Genomic DNA, 16,947 nt, shown 5'->3' on the forward strand with positions numbered 1-16,947 from the left:
CTCTGCATAACGCTCACTTCCGCGCCGCGAAAAGCCCGCTGCTTGGGGTTTCGGCGCGTCGTCTCATCTTCCTCCGGCACACCGCTACGTGCGAGAATCGCGCTACATCAATTGCGTGGTGATCGCCAGCCATCCGTCGTATCAGGCACCGCTTTTGCAATAGCGGTCCGCACGAATATGACCCGCCGCGTCGAGGAGATCGCGTTGACACAGCCGGACCGCTTCATGTCGGATGCACCGCCCGCCGGCTTCGCCGCCCCGTCCTTTCTTGCCGGCGGCGGCGAGCTGGGCGCGCGGATCCGCGCCTACGACTGGACGCAGACGGCGCTCGGCGCGCCCGACACCTGGCCGCAAGGCCTGAAGATCGCGATCCGCATCATGCTCACGTCGCGTCAGCCGATCTGGATCGGTTGGGGAGACGAGCTGCTCTATTTCTACAACGACCCCTACAAATCGATCATCGGCGGCAAGCACCCGCTCGCGCTCGGTCAACCTACCCACGTCGTGTGGCGGGAAATCTGGACCGACATCGAGCCGCTTCTGGCTACCGCGCTGGCGGGCGACGAGGGCATCTTCGTCGAACAGAAACTGCTGATCATGGAGCGCAACGGCTTTCCCGAGGAGACGTATTACACCTTCTCGTACAGCCCCATTCCCGGCGAAGACGGCGAACCCGGCGGCATCATCTGCGCCAACAGCGACGACACCGTGCAGGTGGTCGGCGAACGGCAATTGGCGCTGCTGAAGGAACTGGCGGCGGTCAGTCCGGACGGCCGCGACTGGCGCGAGGCGTGCGAACTCAGCGCGCGCGCGTTGCAGTCGAATCCGCAAGACCTGCCATTCGCCTTGCTGTACGCAGCCGAACCCGGCAGCGACACGGTCACGCTGGTCGGCGCGTGCGGCATCGAGCCGGGCCATCCGGCGGCGCCGCAAACGATGCGCGTCGACGATTCTCTCTGGCCGGTCGCCGACGTGCTCAAGATCCAGGCGCCGCAGATGGTGCGCGACTTGACGCAGCGTTTCGGCATCGCGTTGCCGAGCGGCGCGTGGCATCTTGCGCCGGAGCAGGCGGTCATCCTGCCGGTGTCGCCCGGCAGCGAGTCGACGCAGACGGTGCTGCTGATCGCTGGCCTGAATCCTTGCCGCCTTTTCGACGACGCTTATCGCAGCTTCCTGAACCTGGCCGCCGGCCAGATCGGCGCGGCGATCGGCTACGCGCAGGCGTATCAGGAAGAGCGGCGGCGCGCGGAAGCGTTGGCCGAGATCGACCGCGCGAAAACCACGTTCTTCTCTAACATCAGCCACGAATTCCGCACACCGTTGACGCTGATGCTCGGCCCGCTCGAAGAACTGCTCGCCAAGCCGCAGCAGACCGCGAGCGTCGACAGCGCGCAAACGGGCAGCGATATCGACGACCGCGCGCTGATCGAGATCACGCATCGCAATGGCTTGCGCCTGCTGAAGCTCGTCAACGCGTTGCTGGATTTCTCGCGGATCGAGGCGGGACGCATCCAGATTCACACGGAGCCCACCGACATCGCCTCCTTCACGGCCGAGCTTGCGTCGCTGTTCCAGTCCGCGATCGAGGCGGCCGGCTTGCGTCTCGAAGTTGAGATTCCGGCCACGCCCGTGGTCGTGCAGCTCGACCGCGAGATGTGGGAAAAGGTCGTGATGAACCTGCTGTCGAACGCGTACAAGTTCACGTTTTTCGGCACGATCCGGGTCGCGGTTCGCGCTGACGAAGGCGGCGGCGTCGAGATCAGCGTGGCGGATAGCGGCATCGGCATTGCGGAAGAAGAAGTGCCGCGCCTCTTCGAGCGCTTTCATCGCGTAGCGGGCGCACCGGGTCGCTCCGTGGAAGGCAGCGGCATCGGGCTTGCGATGGTGCAGGAATTGGTCAAGCTGCACGGCGGCACGGTGCGGGTCGACAGTGTGCTCGGCGAAGGCGCGTGCTTTACCGTTTCGCTGCCGCGCGGCGCCGTGCTGTCCCAGCCCGAGGACGCAGCCGTGCATGCCGCCATGAGCAAGCACGCGCGCACCTATGTCGATGCCGCGTTGCGCTGGAGTCCGGAGAACGAAATTCTCGCCGATGCGTCGATCGGCGCAACGCCCGCGGGCGAGGCGTCGCCCGAGGCTGCGCCGGTCGCCGCCGCGCGGCTGCTGGTCGTCGACGACAATGCGGACTTGCGTGAGTACATGAGCCGCATATTGCGGGCGGCGGGGCACGACGTGCGGCTCGCCACCGACGGCCAGGCCGCGCTGGAAGCCGCGCGCGCGGAACCGCCCGATCTGGTGCTCTCCGACGTGATGATGCCGCGCCTCGACGGCTTCGGCCTGCTGCGCGCACTGCGCGCCGATCCGGACTTGCGCGACACGCCGGTGCTGATCCTGTCCGCGCGTGCGGGAGAGGAAGCGCGTGTGGACGGCATCGAGCACGGCGCCGACGACTATCTGACCAAGCCCTTCTCTGCGCGCGAACTGCTGGCCCGCGTATCGGGCAACCTGCAACTCGCGCGTTTGCGCCGCGAGACCGAGATGAAGCTGCGCGAGGAATCGCGCACGCTGGAGATTCTCAATCGCGTCGGCTCGACGGTGGCGGCCGAACTCGATCTGAACCGTGCGGTGCAGATCGTGACCGACGCGGCCACCGAACTGACCGGCGCCGCATTCGGTTCGTTCTTCTACAACGTGCTCGACCAAAAGGGCGGCAGCTACATGCTGTACACGCTGTCCGGCGTGCCGAAAGAAGCGTTCGAGCGGTTTCCGATGCCGCGCAACACGGCAGTGTTCGCGCCCACGTTCCAGGGCGAAGGCATCGTCCGCGTCGACGACATCACGCAGGATCCGCGCTATGGCCACAACGCGCCGCATCGCGGCATGCCGGAGGGCCATCTGAAGGTGCGCAGCTATCTGGCCGCGCCGGTGCAGTCGCGCAGCGGCGAAGTGGTCGGCGGCTTGTTCTTCGGCCACCCGGAGCCCGGCGTGTTCACCGAGCGCGCCGAGCGGATCGTGGCCGGCATCGCCGCGCAGGCGGCGATTGCCATCGACAACGCGCGCTTGTATCAGGCGGCGCAAAGCGAAATCGCCGAGCGTGCCAAGGCGCAGAGCGCGTTGCGCGATCTGAACGAAACGCTGGAGCGCCGCGTGATCGAGACGGTGGCGGACCGCGACCGTCTGTGGGAGTTGAGCGAGGATCTGCTGGTGGTGGCCGATATCGAAGGCCGCTTGCAGCGCGTGAGCCCATCGTGGAGCACGGCGCTCGGTCATAACGCGCACTGGCTGATGTCGCGTTCCTACGTCGATCTGGTTCATCCAGATGATGTCGAGACTGTCCGCACGCATCTGACCGAACTGCGCCGCACGGGCGTACCGGTGCGTTATGAAAACCGCTTCAAGCGGATCGACGGCACATGGCGCTGGGTCGCGTGGACGCTCGCGCTCGATCCCGACACGGCGCGCATTCACGGCGTGGGCCGCGACGTCACCGCCGACAAGGAAACCACCGAAGCGCTGCGGCACGCCGAAGAAGCGCTGCGCATGGCGCAGAAGATGGAAGCGATCGGCAAGCTCACGGGCGGCGTCGCGCATGACTTCAACAACCTGCTGCAAGTGATCGGCGGCAATCTGCAATTGCTGGCGAAAGACGTCGCCGGTTCGGAGAAGCCCGAGCAGCGCGTGCGCAATGCGCTGGCCGGCGTGGCGCGCGGCGCGAACCTCGCTTCGCAACTGCTCGCGTTCGGGCGGCGTCAGCCGTTGGCGCCGAAGGTCGTCAATCTCGGCCGCTTCGTGCGCGGACTCGACGACATGCTGAGGCGCGCGCTCGGCGACGGCGTCGAAATCGAAACGATCGTGTCCGGCGGCTTGTGGAATACGCTGGTCGATCCGTTTCAGGTCGAGAACGCGCTGCTGAATCTGGCGATCAACGCGCGGGACGCCATGAACGGACACGGCAAGCTCACGATCGAAGCCGGCAACGCGGCGCTCGACGACGCCTACGCCAAACGCAACGCAGAGGTCACGCCGGGCCAGTACGTGATGCTGGCGGTCACCGACACGGGCGCTGGGATGTCGCCGGAAGTACGCGAACGCGTGTTCGAGCCGTTCTTCACGACCAAGCCCGAAGGTCAGGGCACGGGGCTCGGCTTGAGCATGGTGTATGGCTTCGTCAAGCAGTCCGGCGGCCATGTGAAAATCTACAGCGAAGAAGGCCACGGCACGACGATCCGCATTTATCTGCCGCGGGTGCGCCAGGAAGAAGACCTTGAAACAAATATCGACGCCGGTCCTGCCAAGGGCGGCACGGAAACCATTCTGGCGGTCGAGGACGACGAGGAAGTACGCACGACCGTGGTTGAAATGCTCTCCGATCTCGGCTACCGGGTATTGAAGGCAAAAGACGCGCAAAGCGCGCTGGCGATCGTCGAAAGCGGCGTGCCGATCGACATGCTGTTTACCGATGTGGTGATGCCCGGTCCGCTGCGCAGCACCGAACTCGCCCGCAAGGCGCGCGAGCGATTGCCGGCCATCGCGGTGCTGTTCACGTCGGGCTATACGGATAACGCGATCGTGCATTCGGGGCGGCTCGATGAAGGCATCGAATTGCTCAGCAAGCCGTACACGCACGAAGCGTTGGCGCGCAAAGTTCGCTACGTACTGCAAGCGCAGAATCCGCAGGCCGCCGAAATCGCCGAGGCCGAGCAGCATCTCCTCGAGATCGATCCGCCCGTGGTGCCGGATGGCGCCGATAGTTTCGTCGCTCAGACGCGGCCGCGGATTCTGCTGGTGGAAGACGACGAGCTGATTCGCGTGAGCACCGCCGAATTGTTGCGCACGTTCGACTTCGACATTCTGGAAGCCGAAGGCGAGCATGACGCCAAGCGGATTCTCAGCGAACACGCGATCAGCGTGATGCTGACCGACGTGGGGCTGGCGGGCAAGTCGGGCATCGAGCTGGCGCTGGAGGTGTGCCGCGAGCGGCCCGATCTGCGCGTGATCTTCCTGACCGGCTACGACCTCGTGCTCACGCCGGAGCAGCGCAGGGTTTTGCCGCACGCGATCCTGCTGCGCAAGCCCTACGATCCGCTCGATCTCATCGATGCGCTGAAAACGCCGCTGCGCTAAGCCCGCTGCGCGCGGCCGGCGTTGCCGGCCCGCCAGCGGGAAAGTGGGCGCTCGCGCTAGAATTCCCGCAGACCGCCACGACTGCTGGCTCCGCCGGAATTCGCCGATGACCACACCCGCCAACGAAGTCGACGCCGCGCTCGTCACGCGGCGTTCGATTCGTGCCTTTCTGCCCACGCCGGTGTCGCGCGCCGACATCGAAGCCATTCTTGAAGCCGCCAGCCGCGCGCCGTCGGGCACCAATACACAGCCGTGGAAAGTCTACGTGGTGACGGGCGGGTCGCTCGCGCGTCTTTCGCAGGCCTTGCTCGACGCTTACGACGACCCGCAACGCGACGCGCTGTATCAGGAAGAATATCCGTACTACCCGCATCAATGGGTGTCGCCGTATATCGATCGGCGCCGCAAAATCGGCTGGGATCTGTATGGCCTGCTCGGCATCGAGAAGGGCGACAAGGCGCGTATGCACGAACAGCATGCGCAGAACTACCGCTTCTTCGGCGCACCGGTGGGCTTGTTCTTCACCATCGACCGGGTGATGGAGCGCGGCAGCTGGCTCGACTACGGCATGTTCCTGCAGGCGATCATGACGGCCGCGCGCGGGCGGGGTCTCGATACCTGTCCGCAGGCCGCGTTTACGCCGTTTCATCGGGTGATTGCGGAGCAACTCCGCTTGCCGCCTGAAGAGCAACTGGTGTGCGGCATGTCGCTCGGATTCGCCGACGAAAACGCTTTGGTCAACACGTTACGCACCGAGCGCGAACCAGTCGAACGGTTCACGCGATTTCTCGATTGACGGCGATTGATCGCGATCGAGGCAAGTCCCCCACTCTCCATCGGACCCATATGAAAACATCGCGTCGTCATTTTCTGCTACTGGGCATGAGCGCGGGCTCGGCGCTCATGCTCACCCATGCCGCCTTCGCCGATACGGCGAACGCACTCAACGAAGCCGATCCGAAGGCGCAAGCCGTTGGCTATAAGGCGGATGCGACCAAGGTCGACAAGGCGAAATTCCCCGGCTACGCCGCCGGACAGACCTGCGCCAACTGCTCGCTGTTCCAGGGCAAAGCCAACGACGCATACGGCGGGTGCACGCTGTTCGGCGACAAGCAGGTCGCGGCGCCTGGCTGGTGCAGTTCGTACTCGAATATGTGAACCGCGAGAGTCGCCGCTCAAGCTTCGAGCGGCGACTAGTTCAACGCGCTCAGCACCAGTTCATGCGAATGGCCGATCCACACGGCTGCGTCGCGGTGATCGCGTAGCGCGTCGCCGGTATTCGGGTGCACGAAGATATCCAGTGCGCCGTGATTCAGCGTGAGCCAGCCGACCAGTTCGGCAAATTGCGCCTGCGTGAACGCGAGTTGATACGACCACATGGGATGCGGTCCCACCGGGCGCTCGTGAAAGCGGCCCAGTTGAAGTTTGTCGCCCCAGTGCGCGTCGATCTGCTCGCGGAAAGTCCACGCGGCGTCGCGGCTGCTTGCATCGAAATACACGTGGGCGTGCCAGCTTGCGATGGCGGAGGTGTCGCGAAAGGTCATATCAAGTCCGTTGCGTATCAGTCTTTATCCGACATTCATTCTGCTTCAATTTCCGTCGACGCGCGCGGCGTGCGCCTCATGTGAAACTGTCTCTCATCTTCGCCGACGATCTCGAAGCCGAGGCGCTTGTACAGGCGCTGCGCGGGATTGCCTTTGAGCACCTTGAGGGTCACCGGCAATGCGTCGGCCTGCGCGGCGCGCAACACCGTACGCAGCGCGCGTTCGCCGATGCCGCGCCCTTGCAGCGCCGGCGTGATCTGCACCTGCACGACGACCCACTCGGCGTCGGTGCGATGCGCTTTGAGCAAACCGGCGGGCGCGCCGTCGATGCAAATCACGCGCGCCGTGTCATAACGATGCAGCAGACGCGCGCGATGCTCGGTATCGTCCGACGGTTCGCCGACGCGCGCGAGGTGCTCCATCATGGTCGCCTTGCGCAGCTCGAATAGAAAGGCCTCGTCCGTGTCCAATGCCGGACGCAGGGTGAAGGCAGGTTCTTGAACGGACATGTTGGTAACGTTTCCGGCGTGCCGGCGGCTAGTAAGAATGGCTGTGAATTGTCGCGCCAGCAGCGCTTTTTTACCACGCGGTTATGTTTGTGCCTCTCGACTTTGCTGTTCGCCGGTCGTGCCGGTGCCGTCGGCCGATGGTCCGCGCTACGATGGATTCGCGCGCGTCGCGTGCGCCGCCTCAGGCGCGCTCGGCGTTTCCGGCGTGCCCGAGGCGTTGTGCCGTCTGTTTGCGTTGCGCTCGCCGCGGTTCGCGCGACGTGTTTTGTGCTCATTGGCATGCGCTTTGCTTTTGCCTTATCCGCGAATTGCTGGCGCGTGCGGGTTCGAACGTCGAACCGCCGAGGAACGACGCCAACCCGGCATAACGACGAAAAATGCTGAATACGAAACCACATACGGTCACACACGGGGTCGACGGCGACGCGATGACGCTCGTCTTTTATACCGGTTGCTGCGCTTTGTCGATGCGCGCGGCACGTGCCACGAGCTTCGGCCGCCGCATTCCTGGTTCGGGATTTTGTCCGCGTCGCGAGGCGTGCGGCGCGGCACGCAAGCCATGACGGAAGGATTGAATGCGCGGCTGCATGAGTTCCGCGCGAAACGTCCGCGCTGGTTGAGCGCGCATGCCACGACCCACTCGACGGTGGTCTAGCGCACGGTGAGCGTGGCCGTGGCGCGATAGCGTGCATTGGTCAGTCAAAAGAACTCGACGCGTGGTTTCGCGTTGGTATTCAGTTTTTTTCGGTGTCGTTCGTTCAGGACGGCGAGCGGCTTAACGAACTTTGCGAGGTGGGCCATGGAGATTATCGAGCTTGAACCAAGCGTCTCGGCAGACGGACGCGCGGTGATTTTCCAGCTTTCGACGCGAGGACGGGACCTCGAGTGCGCCGTCACGCGTGAGGCCTTGGAACAGCATTTCTGGTTGCAACGCGACGCCGGCGAGGAACGTGTATTGAAGACGTTCGCGGACGGGCGCAAACGCATTACCGCTGTGGCCGAAAGAAAAATGCTGGCGCGTCCCGGCGAAAAAGTCCTGCTGACGATCAGCGATTTCGCCGCCCGGGGTTGATGAGACTACGCCGCTCGTCTTGCAAGCGCACATGTTCAAAGTTCAACGAGCGACGGTGACGGTGCCGTCGCTCGTTTCGTTGCCGATCCGATCGGCGCTTTTCGGCCGCGCGGCCAAGGTCGCCGACGACGAATTGGCCCGGTAAAATAATCGTGTGTCTCGCCGTGGCGGCGCTTCTGTGCGCCGCTCACATCTGAGGAAATCGGTCTGTTACACCGATTCGCCAAACTGGCCCGCCAAATCCCTTCGCTTCGCCCAATTGCATTCGCAAGTGCCCGAATACACTGTTTTCCATGGAGCGACAAATCACCGAGCCCCATCGACGCGGTCTTCCCCCGCGTTGTTTTGAACCGTACCGTTGATGGCAGTTTGCCGCGGTTGTCGGACGCGGCAGGGCAGTAAAGCAGTAGGTAGTCGAAGCAATGCAAACGGCGCGCGATCCATGCAATTAGCGCGTGAATCAGCAGGGGGTTGCAGCCAGGCGATGTTGAAGGCAAAGGACCCGGCTGTGATTGCAGTGAGCAGTTCCGAAACGAAAGCTTTTTTGCAGCAGCAATATAGGCAGCACAGTTTTGTTTGCAGTGGCAGTTCAAGCAGCAACAGCTTTAGCAGGTGCAGTTCAAGTAACAACAGCTTTGTTAGTTTGTGGTGGTTATAGGTCGGCAAGCATCCACGCGCGAGTACGACTGTTCCATCCTGTCTGGCCCTGTTCCCGTGCGGGAACAGGGTTTTTTTCGTCGTGACGCGCAACGCGACTTGCAATTGGCAAGTTCGAACCGATATGCCAGCGTTGCACTGCGCGGTGTGCTTTTAGGCGGCGTCGAACAACCGGCCGGCCGCGTAGTATGAGATGCTTCATACAAACCGGACTTGAAGTTGTTTAAGTCTGTCTTAATAGTTGCTTGCGATGATGGCTGTACAGACTCACATCAGGGCCTGTCAAGCCGCCGGCGTATCGGCGGCGTTTGCCACCGGAGAGCAGAAGAATTCGGTGGCGAAGCCGAGAGTTAGAGAAGGAGGTTGAACCGATATGTCCAGTAAATCGCGAGTCCGCAAGCACAACCCGTCGGCCATGTCCCCGTTGCTGCGCGCGTTGACTTATAGCCGCACCGCCCATGAGCCGGTCACGTCGGCGATGCTTTTGCAGTGCTACACCGCCCTCGATGCATTCCGGCACGGCCACGGCTCGCGGAATCTGCATATGACCTTGAGCCGGCATTTGCTGGTGTCGCAAGAACTTGCGCGCCTCGGCCTCGGCGAGGACGTGTTGTCCGACATCGAAAGCGCGCATGCGGCGATGGTGCAGCTCGACACGCGTGAACACGACGAAGGCGCGTGGGCACTGGAAGACGGTGAATACGCCCGCCTGTGCACGGCGCTGGCGATTCTAGATGGTCAACTCTCCGTGGCATCGTTGAGCGAGATTGCGAGCGCGGAAGCGAGAATGATCGAAGGATTGATGAGGTCCGCGCAGGTGCAGGCGATTGCGGAAGCCACGGTCTGAGCGCACGCACGGGTTTCTCCTCTTGCATAAACGCAAGTGAAACGCCCCATGTGGGCGTTTTTTTATTCAGCCGCGTTGACGTTCCACTTCGTAGCGCTATTCGTTGTACTGCGAACGGTCTTTAGCGCATTGGAGAGGAATACTTCAATGCGGCATCATCGTGTCGCACGGTAAAAAAACCCCCCATGCCGTGCGGATATTACGAGTCTCCGTAAGACGCCCGATTGGCCGTCGCGCCAGCGCCGGATCGGGTTTGCCGGAGGCTTTCATGCTTGTTAGACTGCCTCTCGCCAACTCACCGCAAACGCGTTTTTGCCTTCATACGCCTCCAGGGCGTTCACGTCTGCGGCGCGATCAAATCGGAGACGCCATGTCTTATATGCTGCTCATCGTCGAACCCCCGGACCAACGCATTGAACGCGGTGAAGCTGCGGGCCGCGAAGTCTACGACCAGATGGTCCGTTTTGCCGCCGATCTGAAAGAGCGCGGCAAACTGGTCGCTGTCGAATCGCTCACTTCGCTGAATGACGCCGTGCGCGTTCAGGTGCGCGACGGCCAGCCGAAACTGCTCGATGGCCCGTTCGCCGAAGCCAAGGAAATGGTCGGCGGGTTCTTTCTCCTCAATTGCGAAACGCGCGAAGAAGCCGTGGCCATCGCGCAAGCCTGCCCGGCGGCAACCTGGTGCACGGTCGAAGTCCGCAAGCTCGGACCTTGTTTCCTCTAGCCGATTCGCGCATCGACAGCATGTGTTCTCGGGGTTTTCCCTGGCGGGTCGGCGAGTGTGTCGATCCGGCTGTGCGTTGCTCGTCGTGTGAGTAAGAAGCCAGCCCACGGGCGCGGCTCTCCCTCTCAGAACGACAAAGGAGTAACGGCGATGCGATTCATGATCCTCGTAAAAGCGACCGCTGCCAGTGAAGCTGGCGAGATGCCGGAAGCGTCCCTGATCGCCGCGATGGGCGCGTACCACGAAGAGCTCGCCAAGGCCGGCGTGCTGCTCGACGCGACCGGCCTGCAACCGAGTTCGAAAGGCTGGCGCGTTCGCTACAGCGGCGGCAAGCGCGCGGTGGTCGACGGTCCGTTTCCGGAAACCAAGGAATTGATTGCGGGCTACACCCTGATCCAGGTGCGCTCGCGTGAAGAAGCGATGGAATGGGCGCGGCGATTTCCGGCGCCGTTCGGCGAGCAAGCGGACGGCGAAATCGAAGTGCGTCAACTGTTCGAACTCGACGACTTCGAACCCGGCCCGGAGTTGGACCGGTTCCGTGAACTGGAAGCGGGCAAGCGCTGAAGCCGCAACGCGAGGCCCGCGCCGGTCCGGCTTTATCGAAGGATTCATCATGCTCAAGACCATACTGATAGCCGTGATCGCGGCCGTGGGCCTGCTGTTGGTCTACGCCGCGACCCGGCCCGACACATTTCGCATCGAACGCAGCGTGCGCATCCAGGCGCCGCCCGAGCGGATTTATGCACTGATCGACAATCTTCACCAATTCAACTTGTGGAATCCGTTTCTGCGCAAAGACCCCGCGGCCCAAGGCACCTATAGCGGCACGCCGAACGGCAAGGGCGCGCGCTATGCGTGGCAAAGCGAAAAGGTCGGCGTCGGGCAAATGGAGATCGTCGATACGGCCGTGCCCTCGAGCGTGACGTTGAACCTCGATTTTCTGAAGCCGTTCGAAGCGCACAACATGGCCGAATTCACGTTGAAGCCCGAAGCGGGCACGACTGAAGTGACCTGGGCTATGCACGGACCCACGCCGTTCATGTCGAAGCTGATCCAGGTGTTCTTCAACATGGACAAAATGGTCGGCAAGGATTTCGAAGACGGCCTGAACAATCTGAAAACGCTCGCCGAGGCGCGTTGAATACCGCGCACAGGCCCAAGCCGCGCCCTGCCCACAACCGATAACGGACTCCATCATGCATAAGCAGATCTACGTCAATCTCGCGGTCGACAACCTCGAACGATCGAAAGCCTTCTTCAGCGCGATCGGTTTGAGCTTCGAACCGCAATTCACGAACGAACAGGCGGCCTGTCTGATCCTCGGCGAGAACATCTACGCGATGCTGCTGGTCAAGGACCTGTTCAAGTCGTTCACCCGCAAGTCACTGTGCGATCCGAAGGAGAGCACGGAAGCGCTGGTGGGCCTGTCGTGCGAAAGCCGGGCGGAGGTCGATGCGCTGGTCGCCAAAGCGCTCGCCGCCGGCGGCACCGTACCGCGTGCGCCGCAGGATTATGGTTTCATGTATGGGCACGGCTTCGAGGATATCGACGGCCACATCTGGGAGCTCATCTACATGGACCCGAACGGCAAGGCGGCGGGCTGAAGCTGTGACCACGGCAGCCACCCACCGTGCCATCGAGGCAGTCTGGCGGATCGAATCCGCCAAGGTCATCGCCCACGTCGCGCGAATCGTGCGCGACGTCGGGCTCGCCGAAGAACTGGCGCAAGACGCGCTGGTGTCCGCGCTCGAACATTGGCCCGACGCGGGCGTGCCCGACAACCCGGGAGCATGGCTGATGGCGACCGCAAAGAACCGTGCCCTCGACCGCTTGCGGCAGGAAGCGCTGCACGCCCGCAAACGCCAGGAGCTGGGTCACGATCTCGACGCGATGGAGGCCCATCTCGTGCCCGATTTCGTCGATGCCCTCGATGCCGCCCGCGCCGACGATATCGGCGACGACCTGCTGCGGCTGGTGTTCACCGCGTGCCACCCGGTGTTGTCGACCGATGCGCGCGTCGCGCTCACGCTGCGTCTGCTGGGCGGCCTCACCACGGACGAAATCGCGCGCGCGTTTCTCGTGCCGGAGCCGACCGTCGCACAGCGTATCGTGCGGGCCAAGCGCACGCTCTCGGCGGCCAAGGTGCCGTTCGAGGTACCGCAAGCGGACGCGCGCGCGCCACGGCTCGCGTCGGTGCTGCAGGTCATCTATCTGATTTTCAACGAAGGCTATTCGGCCACGGCCGGCGACGACTGGATGCGTCCGGCGCTCTGCGAGGAAGCGCTGCGGCTCGGCCGCGTGCTGAGCGGTCTTGTGCCCGACGAAAGCGAAGTGCACGGTCTTGTCGCGTTGATGGAGATTCAGGCCTCGCGCACACATGCGCGCACGGATGGGCAGGGACGTCCGGTGTTGCTGCTCGATCAGGATCGCAGCCGCTGGGATCCGCTTCTGATCCGTCGCGGACTGGCCGCGCTCAACAGCGCGCATGCGCTGGGCGGCGCGAGCGGCCCGTATGCGTTGCAGGCAGCGCTCGCCGCCTGTCACGCTCGTGCGCGTCGCGCGGACGATACCGATTGGGCGCAGATCGTCGCGTTGTATGACGCGCTGTCGCAAGTGGCGCCGTCGCCGGTGGTCGAGTTGAACCGCGCGGTGGCGGTAGGCATGGCGTTCGGTCCGGCGGCTGGCCTGGAGATCGTCGATGCGCTGGCAAGCGATGCCGCGCTGGCGAACTATCACTGGTTGCCGAGCGTGCGTGGCGATCTGCTGGCGAAACTCGGACGCGTGGAAGAAGCGCGCGCTGAGTTCGAACGTGCCGCCGGGATGACGCGCAATGCACGCGAGCGCGAGATGTTGCTCGAGCGCGCGCACGGCATCGCGCATTGAGCCTTGCCGCGTATCGCCGTTACGTACGCCACCGTGTCAGACGGCGCACGCCCGCAGCAGATAAAACTCGCGCGGGCCATGCTCTTGCGGCGGATCGCTGAGCGGTTCGAGGTAGCGGGTGATGCCGATCCGATCGAATCCCGCCGCCAGGCAGGCGGCTTCGAGTGCCACCGCGTCATGCACGGTGAAACCGTACTCGGCAAAAGGCATTTCGATTGCCGCTTCGGGTGTGATGGCCGCGATGACCAGCGTGCCGTCCACACGTAACACGCGGCGAATTTCCTTCAGTCCGGCCGTCAGGTCCGGCCAGAAATACGTGCTGTTGCTCGTCACCGCTTTGTCAAACGAGGCAGTGGCGAACGGCGTGGCAACGACGTCAGCGGTTTCGAGCCAGACCCGGCCGTCGCGCACAAAAGCCGCGTTGCGGCTGCGAGCGGCGGCGATCATGGTCGGGGATATATCGATGCCGGTGAAGCGCAACCTCTCGGCCTGATCGAGCACGAACGCGATGTGGCCGCCGTTGCCGAGGCCGACTTCGAGCACCCGTTCGTTCGCATGCAGGTCGAGCAGATCGAATGAAGTAACGATGACCGCGTGATTCGATCGCTCCAACATATCGCCGACTGCTATGCCGATCCTGCCTGCAGGACAGCCGAGTTGCGGAAGAAGAATGCTTTCCTCGAGGTCGGCGGCCACCTCGCCTGACGGATCAGTTGTTTCTCTCACAGCGGGTCCTCCATGACAGATCGCGCCGGTTGCAGTGTTCGCTGCAGACGCGCGTATGGTACGTCCTCCTCAATTTATGTCATGAAGCCACGCCGTGGGTATCTCTTTAATACCCACCTTCTTCGAGGCGAGGTGAAGTGCAAAACAGTTTGAACGCGCGCCTCGTGCGTAGGAGCGCAGAACTACCGGATCAACTGACGCACGCCCAACGCGACGATCAGCCCGCCGCATACGCGGTCGATCCACGCCTTGCAACGCCGGTAAGCGGTCGCGATCCGCTCATGCGACAAGGTGAGCGCGACGAACCCGTACCAGCTGCTCGCAACCACGCACACCATGCCGAGCATCGCGGCGAAAGTGCCCACGCTGACATGCGCGGGCGCTGCGGAAGAAAATACGGCGGCGAAGAACGCCATCGACTTCGGATTCGCGATGTTGGTCGCGAAGCCTTGCGCGAACGCTTGCCGGAAACCTCCAGCCGCGGCAGCGACACCGGCGGTCGGTTTGCCCGCCGACGCGTTGACGATCAGACGTCCGCCGAACCAGATCAGGTAGCCGGCGCCGGCCAGCTTAACCGCCAACGCGAGCCACGGAAAAGCCGTGAATACGATGCCGACGCCGAGAATCGCGCAGCTTGCCCAGAACAGATTGACCAGCACGATGCCGCCGACCATTGCGAGCGCTTCGACGCGCGTCGCCGAGGCGGCCTTGTGCGCGACCGCGACGAAGTTCGGACCGGGAATTACCACGCCGGCCACATACACAGAGAAAACGCCCAGAACCGCGGACCCGTCAATCACGCTGCACTCCTTTATTCGCGCCGCGCGGCGCACTAAGGCTGCGCGGCGCTTCACATATCAAGCCGAGAAAAACGCCAACGCGCCGGTGATCACGCCCGCCCCCGCCACCACGAACGAGAGATTACGCAACCACTTCTTGCGGGTCAGCAACGTGATCGCGCACAGGGCGATCGCCACCTGAATCAGCGTGGTGGCCTGCGCCCAGCGATGATGGCCATGCAGCAACGCTTCGCTGCGAGCGTCGTTATCGACGACTTCCTTTTCGATCGCTTCAGCCTTCGCGCGGATCGGCTCTTTCTGCTGCTTGTATTTGTCGACGTCGGCGAGGAATTTCGCATGCGCGTCCGTGTTGCCGGTGGACAGCGCCGCGCCGAGTTCGGCGAGATTCTCTTTTTCGCCCTTCGCCTGGTAGTAGTTCCACTGGTTCGACGCTTCGGTCTTTTTGATGGCGGCTTCGTTCTTGTAGTACAGCGCGAGATTTTCGCTGTTGCCGCTCTGGTACGCGCACAGTGCGCCGATCGTCGCGAGGATGGCCGTGATCACGGCCATGCGGCTCGCAAACGGATCCGCGTCGTGATGGCCGGCGTGTTCCACGGCATGGTCGTGCGGACCATGCACTTCATATTCTTCAGGCATCTGATTCTCCGAGGCAAAGCTTTTCTTGTCGTCTGCGGGCGACGCACGAGCCCGTCGGGCTCAATCTTAGCGTGTGACGCAGGGTGACGGAAAAGGTGCCTCTGAGAGATGCGGCCGCGTCGGCGTTTTATTCGACGAATACGCGCAACTCAACGCGAGCGAAGCGCGCGGCAAGATGCGAGTCAATGAATGCCTGACGCCAGCCAGGTCCGCACCAACGGAATCATATGTTCGCCGCCGAGCATGCCGAGCAGCCCGACCAGCGCGACGGTCGGCGGCGCGGGCGACTTCACTTCCATCACGCTGTAGAGGAGGCCGACCACGACGCCGGCGGCCAGCGAGATCAAATACGCTTTCATGACTGTTGTATCCAGATGAGAGGCGGGCTGCCACGCCCGCCGGTCGCAAGGGAGATTACATCGTGATGACGACCCGGCCGCGCGTGCCGGCGGCCACGGCCTCGTAGGCTTCGCGAGCGCGTTCGAGCGGGAATGCCTGAGCGATGACCGGCCCGGTCAGCTTGCCGGTTTCGAAGCCCTCGACCAGCGCCGTCATCAACGGCGCCGATTCCGTGACGCCGAGCTTCGCGCTATCCACCCCGAGCAACTGCGTCTCGTTGTGATAGAAGTCGATCAGATCGAATTCGACGCGGCGCTTGCCCGTGCCGCTGATTTCCAGCACGCGGCCACGGCGTTTGACGAGGCTCAATGCCGTCTCGAACGCCACGCCGCCGACGGTATCGTAGACCACGTCCGCACCCGCGCCGTCGGTCAGCGCCCTCAAGCGGTCCGTGGTGTTTTCATCGAACGGCACGTACGCGTCGATCAGGCGGCCCGCCGGCGTATCCGCGTCGAGCGGATGACGGTCCACAGCGATCACACGGGCGCCGCGCGCCTTGGCGATCTGCACCACCGCACCGCCTACGCCGCCGCCCGCGCCGATCACGGCGATCGTTTCGCCCGCTTGCAGATGCGCGTATTCGACCGTGCCGAGCCAGGCGACCACGAAGTTCACGCCGATGGCGGACGCTTCCGCGTGGCTCAGCGTCGTGGGTTTGCGCGACAGTGCCGCGAGCGGCACCTTGATGAACTCGGCGTGCGTGCCGTCGCGCGTGAAGCCGATGTCGCCGCCGGTGCCCCACACTTCGGCGCCGAGCCAGGCTTGCGGGCCGTCCACCACCACGCCGCTGAAGTCGCGCCCCGGCGTGCGCGGCAACACGGTGTGTCCGAAATGCCCGGAGACGTTCTTGACGTCGCTCGGATTCACCGAGGCCGCCTTGACCTGCACGACGACGTTGTCCGCATCGGCTTGCGGCGTCGGCAGATCGGTGTAGTCGAGCACCTCAGGGCTGCCAAAAGATTTGAACTGGATGGCTTTCATCGTATGTCGCTCCAATTGGATTCCGGGCTGCGTTGCGTAGTAGATGAA

General features: G+C 63.4%; 17 protein-coding genes. 10 read left to right on the forward strand and 7 right to left on the reverse strand.

What is annotated here, in order from left to right; genetic code table 11:
• The first annotated feature begins 177 nt into the window (after positions 1 to 177).
• The 3 genes from PQR32_RS04345 to PQR32_RS04355 all read left to right on the forward strand — a co-directional run bounded on the left by PQR32_RS04345 (position 178) and on the right by PQR32_RS04355 (position 6,279).
• On the forward strand, positions 178 to 5,121 hold the full coding sequence (locus PQR32_RS04345) for a response regulator (protein ID WP_408222616.1): 4,944 nt from the start codon (positions 178 to 180) through the stop codon (positions 5,119 to 5,121).
• A 106-nt stretch (positions 5,122 to 5,227) separates the two neighbouring features.
• Complete coding sequence (locus PQR32_RS04350) at positions 5,228 to 5,917, forward strand: nitroreductase (RefSeq protein WP_408222618.1); 690 nt, start codon at positions 5,228 to 5,230, stop codon at positions 5,915 to 5,917.
• 50 nt (positions 5,918 to 5,967) lie between these two features.
• On the forward strand, positions 5,968 to 6,279 hold the full coding sequence (locus PQR32_RS04355; protein ID WP_408222620.1) for a high-potential iron-sulfur protein: 312 nt from the start codon (positions 5,968 to 5,970) through the stop codon (positions 6,277 to 6,279).
• Between the two features lie 35 nt (positions 6,280 to 6,314).
• Here the strand turns inward: PQR32_RS04355 and PQR32_RS04360 are convergent, their stop codons facing one another.
• Positions 6,315 to 6,665: a DOPA 4,5-dioxygenase family protein gene (locus PQR32_RS04360; RefSeq protein WP_408222622.1), complete on the reverse strand. Its 351-nt coding sequence runs from the start codon at positions 6,663 to 6,665 to the stop codon at positions 6,315 to 6,317.
• Positions 6,666 to 6,700: 35 nt separating this feature from the next.
• A complete protein-coding gene (locus tag PQR32_RS04365; protein ID WP_408222623.1) occupies positions 6,701 to 7,174 on the reverse strand; it encodes a GNAT family N-acetyltransferase in 474 nt (157 codons plus the stop codon).
• Between the two features lie 799 nt (positions 7,175 to 7,973).
• Between PQR32_RS04365 and PQR32_RS04370 the strand changes: the two genes are divergently transcribed.
• The 7 genes from PQR32_RS04370 (at position 7,974) to PQR32_RS04400 (ending at position 13,357) form a co-directional block, all read left to right on the forward strand.
• Positions 7,974 to 8,246 (forward strand): DUF1488 family protein, encoded by a 273-nt coding sequence (locus tag PQR32_RS04370; protein WP_095421882.1) that lies wholly within the window; start codon positions 7,974 to 7,976, stop codon positions 8,244 to 8,246.
• A gap of 1,030 nt (positions 8,247 to 9,276) precedes the next feature.
• On the forward strand, positions 9,277 to 9,750 hold the full coding sequence (locus PQR32_RS04375) for a hypothetical protein (protein WP_408222625.1): 474 nt from the start codon (positions 9,277 to 9,279) through the stop codon (positions 9,748 to 9,750).
• A gap of 370 nt (positions 9,751 to 10,120) precedes the next feature.
• A complete protein-coding gene (locus PQR32_RS04380) occupies positions 10,121 to 10,474 on the forward strand; it encodes a YciI family protein (protein ID WP_408222627.1) in 354 nt (117 codons plus the stop codon).
• Positions 10,475 to 10,624: 150 nt separating this feature from the next.
• Positions 10,625 to 11,038, forward strand: a complete 414-nt coding sequence (locus tag PQR32_RS04385; protein ID WP_408222629.1) for a YciI family protein — start codon at positions 10,625 to 10,627, stop codon at positions 11,036 to 11,038.
• A gap of 49 nt (positions 11,039 to 11,087) precedes the next feature.
• The gene (locus PQR32_RS04390; RefSeq protein ID WP_408222631.1) at positions 11,088 to 11,615 is read left to right on the forward strand and encodes an SRPBCC family protein; all 528 of its coding nucleotides are present in this window, start codon (positions 11,088 to 11,090) and stop codon (positions 11,613 to 11,615) included.
• A 55-nt stretch (positions 11,616 to 11,670) separates the two neighbouring features.
• Entirely contained in the window at positions 11,671 to 12,078 is a 408-nt protein-coding gene (locus PQR32_RS04395) for a VOC family protein (RefSeq protein ID WP_408222633.1), read from the forward strand.
• 4 nt (positions 12,079 to 12,082) lie between these two features.
• Positions 12,083 to 13,357 (forward strand): RNA polymerase sigma factor, encoded by a 1,275-nt coding sequence (locus PQR32_RS04400; protein WP_408222635.1) that lies wholly within the window; start codon positions 12,083 to 12,085, stop codon positions 13,355 to 13,357.
• Positions 13,358 to 13,393: 36 nt separating this feature from the next.
• Here the strand turns inward: PQR32_RS04400 and PQR32_RS04405 are convergent, their stop codons facing one another.
• The 5 genes from PQR32_RS04405 to PQR32_RS04425 all read right to left on the reverse strand — a co-directional run bounded on the left by PQR32_RS04405 (position 13,394) and on the right by PQR32_RS04425 (position 16,899).
• Positions 13,394 to 14,083, reverse strand: a complete 690-nt coding sequence (locus PQR32_RS04405) for a class I SAM-dependent methyltransferase (protein WP_408222637.1) — start codon at positions 14,081 to 14,083, stop codon at positions 13,394 to 13,396.
• Between the two features lie 182 nt (positions 14,084 to 14,265).
• A complete protein-coding gene (locus tag PQR32_RS04410; protein WP_408222639.1) occupies positions 14,266 to 14,883 on the reverse strand; it encodes a LysE family translocator in 618 nt (205 codons plus the stop codon).
• Positions 14,884 to 14,940: 57 nt separating this feature from the next.
• Positions 14,941 to 15,519: a DUF4337 domain-containing protein gene (locus PQR32_RS04415; protein WP_408222641.1), complete on the reverse strand. Its 579-nt coding sequence runs from the start codon at positions 15,517 to 15,519 to the stop codon at positions 14,941 to 14,943.
• Positions 15,520 to 15,701: 182 nt separating this feature from the next.
• Positions 15,702 to 15,878 carry a DUF1427 family protein gene (locus PQR32_RS04420; RefSeq protein ID WP_408211519.1) on the reverse strand — a complete coding sequence of 59 codons (177 nt, stop codon included), beginning with the start codon at positions 15,876 to 15,878 and terminating at the stop codon, positions 15,702 to 15,704.
• 55 nt (positions 15,879 to 15,933) lie between these two features.
• The gene (locus tag PQR32_RS04425; protein ID WP_408222643.1) at positions 15,934 to 16,899 is read right to left on the reverse strand and encodes a quinone oxidoreductase family protein; all 966 of its coding nucleotides are present in this window, start codon (positions 16,897 to 16,899) and stop codon (positions 15,934 to 15,936) included.
• Between the last annotated feature and the right edge of the window lie 48 nt (positions 16,900 to 16,947).

The sequence above is a fragment of the Paraburkholderia dipogonis genome (assembly GCF_046027395.1).
Classification (GTDB): Bacteria; Pseudomonadota; Gammaproteobacteria; order Burkholderiales; family Burkholderiaceae; genus Paraburkholderia; species Paraburkholderia dipogonis_A.

What these genes read in the sequence shown, in the direction of transcription:
- PQR32_RS04420 (WP_408211519.1), bottom strand. Translation starts at nt 15,878, where the DNA reads ATGAAAGCGTATTTGATCTCGCTGGCCGCCGGCGTCGTGGTCGGCCTC.
- PQR32_RS04380 (WP_408222627.1), top strand. Translation starts at nt 10,121, where the DNA reads ATGTCTTATATGCTGCTCATCGTCGAACCCCCGGACCAACGCATTGAA.
- PQR32_RS04355 (WP_408222620.1), top strand. Translation starts at nt 5,968, where the DNA reads ATGAAAACATCGCGTCGTCATTTTCTGCTACTGGGCATGAGCGCGGGC.
- PQR32_RS04385 (WP_408222629.1), top strand. Translation starts at nt 10,625, where the DNA reads ATGCGATTCATGATCCTCGTAAAAGCGACCGCTGCCAGTGAAGCTGGC.
- PQR32_RS04345 (WP_408222616.1), top strand. Translation starts at nt 178, where the DNA reads ATGACCCGCCGCGTCGAGGAGATCGCGTTGACACAGCCGGACCGCTTC.
- PQR32_RS04395 (WP_408222633.1), top strand. Translation starts at nt 11,671, where the DNA reads ATGCATAAGCAGATCTACGTCAATCTCGCGGTCGACAACCTCGAACGA.
- PQR32_RS04415 (WP_408222641.1), bottom strand. Translation starts at nt 15,519, where the DNA reads ATGCCTGAAGAATATGAAGTGCATGGTCCGCACGACCATGCCGTGGAA.
- PQR32_RS04375 (WP_408222625.1), top strand. Translation starts at nt 9,277, where the DNA reads ATGTCCAGTAAATCGCGAGTCCGCAAGCACAACCCGTCGGCCATGTCC.
- PQR32_RS04350 (WP_408222618.1), top strand. Translation starts at nt 5,228, where the DNA reads ATGACCACACCCGCCAACGAAGTCGACGCCGCGCTCGTCACGCGGCGT.
- PQR32_RS04360 (WP_408222622.1), bottom strand. Translation starts at nt 6,665, where the DNA reads ATGACCTTTCGCGACACCTCCGCCATCGCAAGCTGGCACGCCCACGTG.
- PQR32_RS04425 (WP_408222643.1), bottom strand. Translation starts at nt 16,899, where the DNA reads ATGAAAGCCATCCAGTTCAAATCTTTTGGCAGCCCTGAGGTGCTCGAC.
- PQR32_RS04390 (WP_408222631.1), top strand. Translation starts at nt 11,088, where the DNA reads ATGCTCAAGACCATACTGATAGCCGTGATCGCGGCCGTGGGCCTGCTG.
- PQR32_RS04370 (WP_095421882.1), top strand. Translation starts at nt 7,974, where the DNA reads ATGGAGATTATCGAGCTTGAACCAAGCGTCTCGGCAGACGGACGCGCG.
- PQR32_RS04365 (WP_408222623.1), bottom strand. Translation starts at nt 7,174, where the DNA reads ATGTCCGTTCAAGAACCTGCCTTCACCCTGCGTCCGGCATTGGACACG.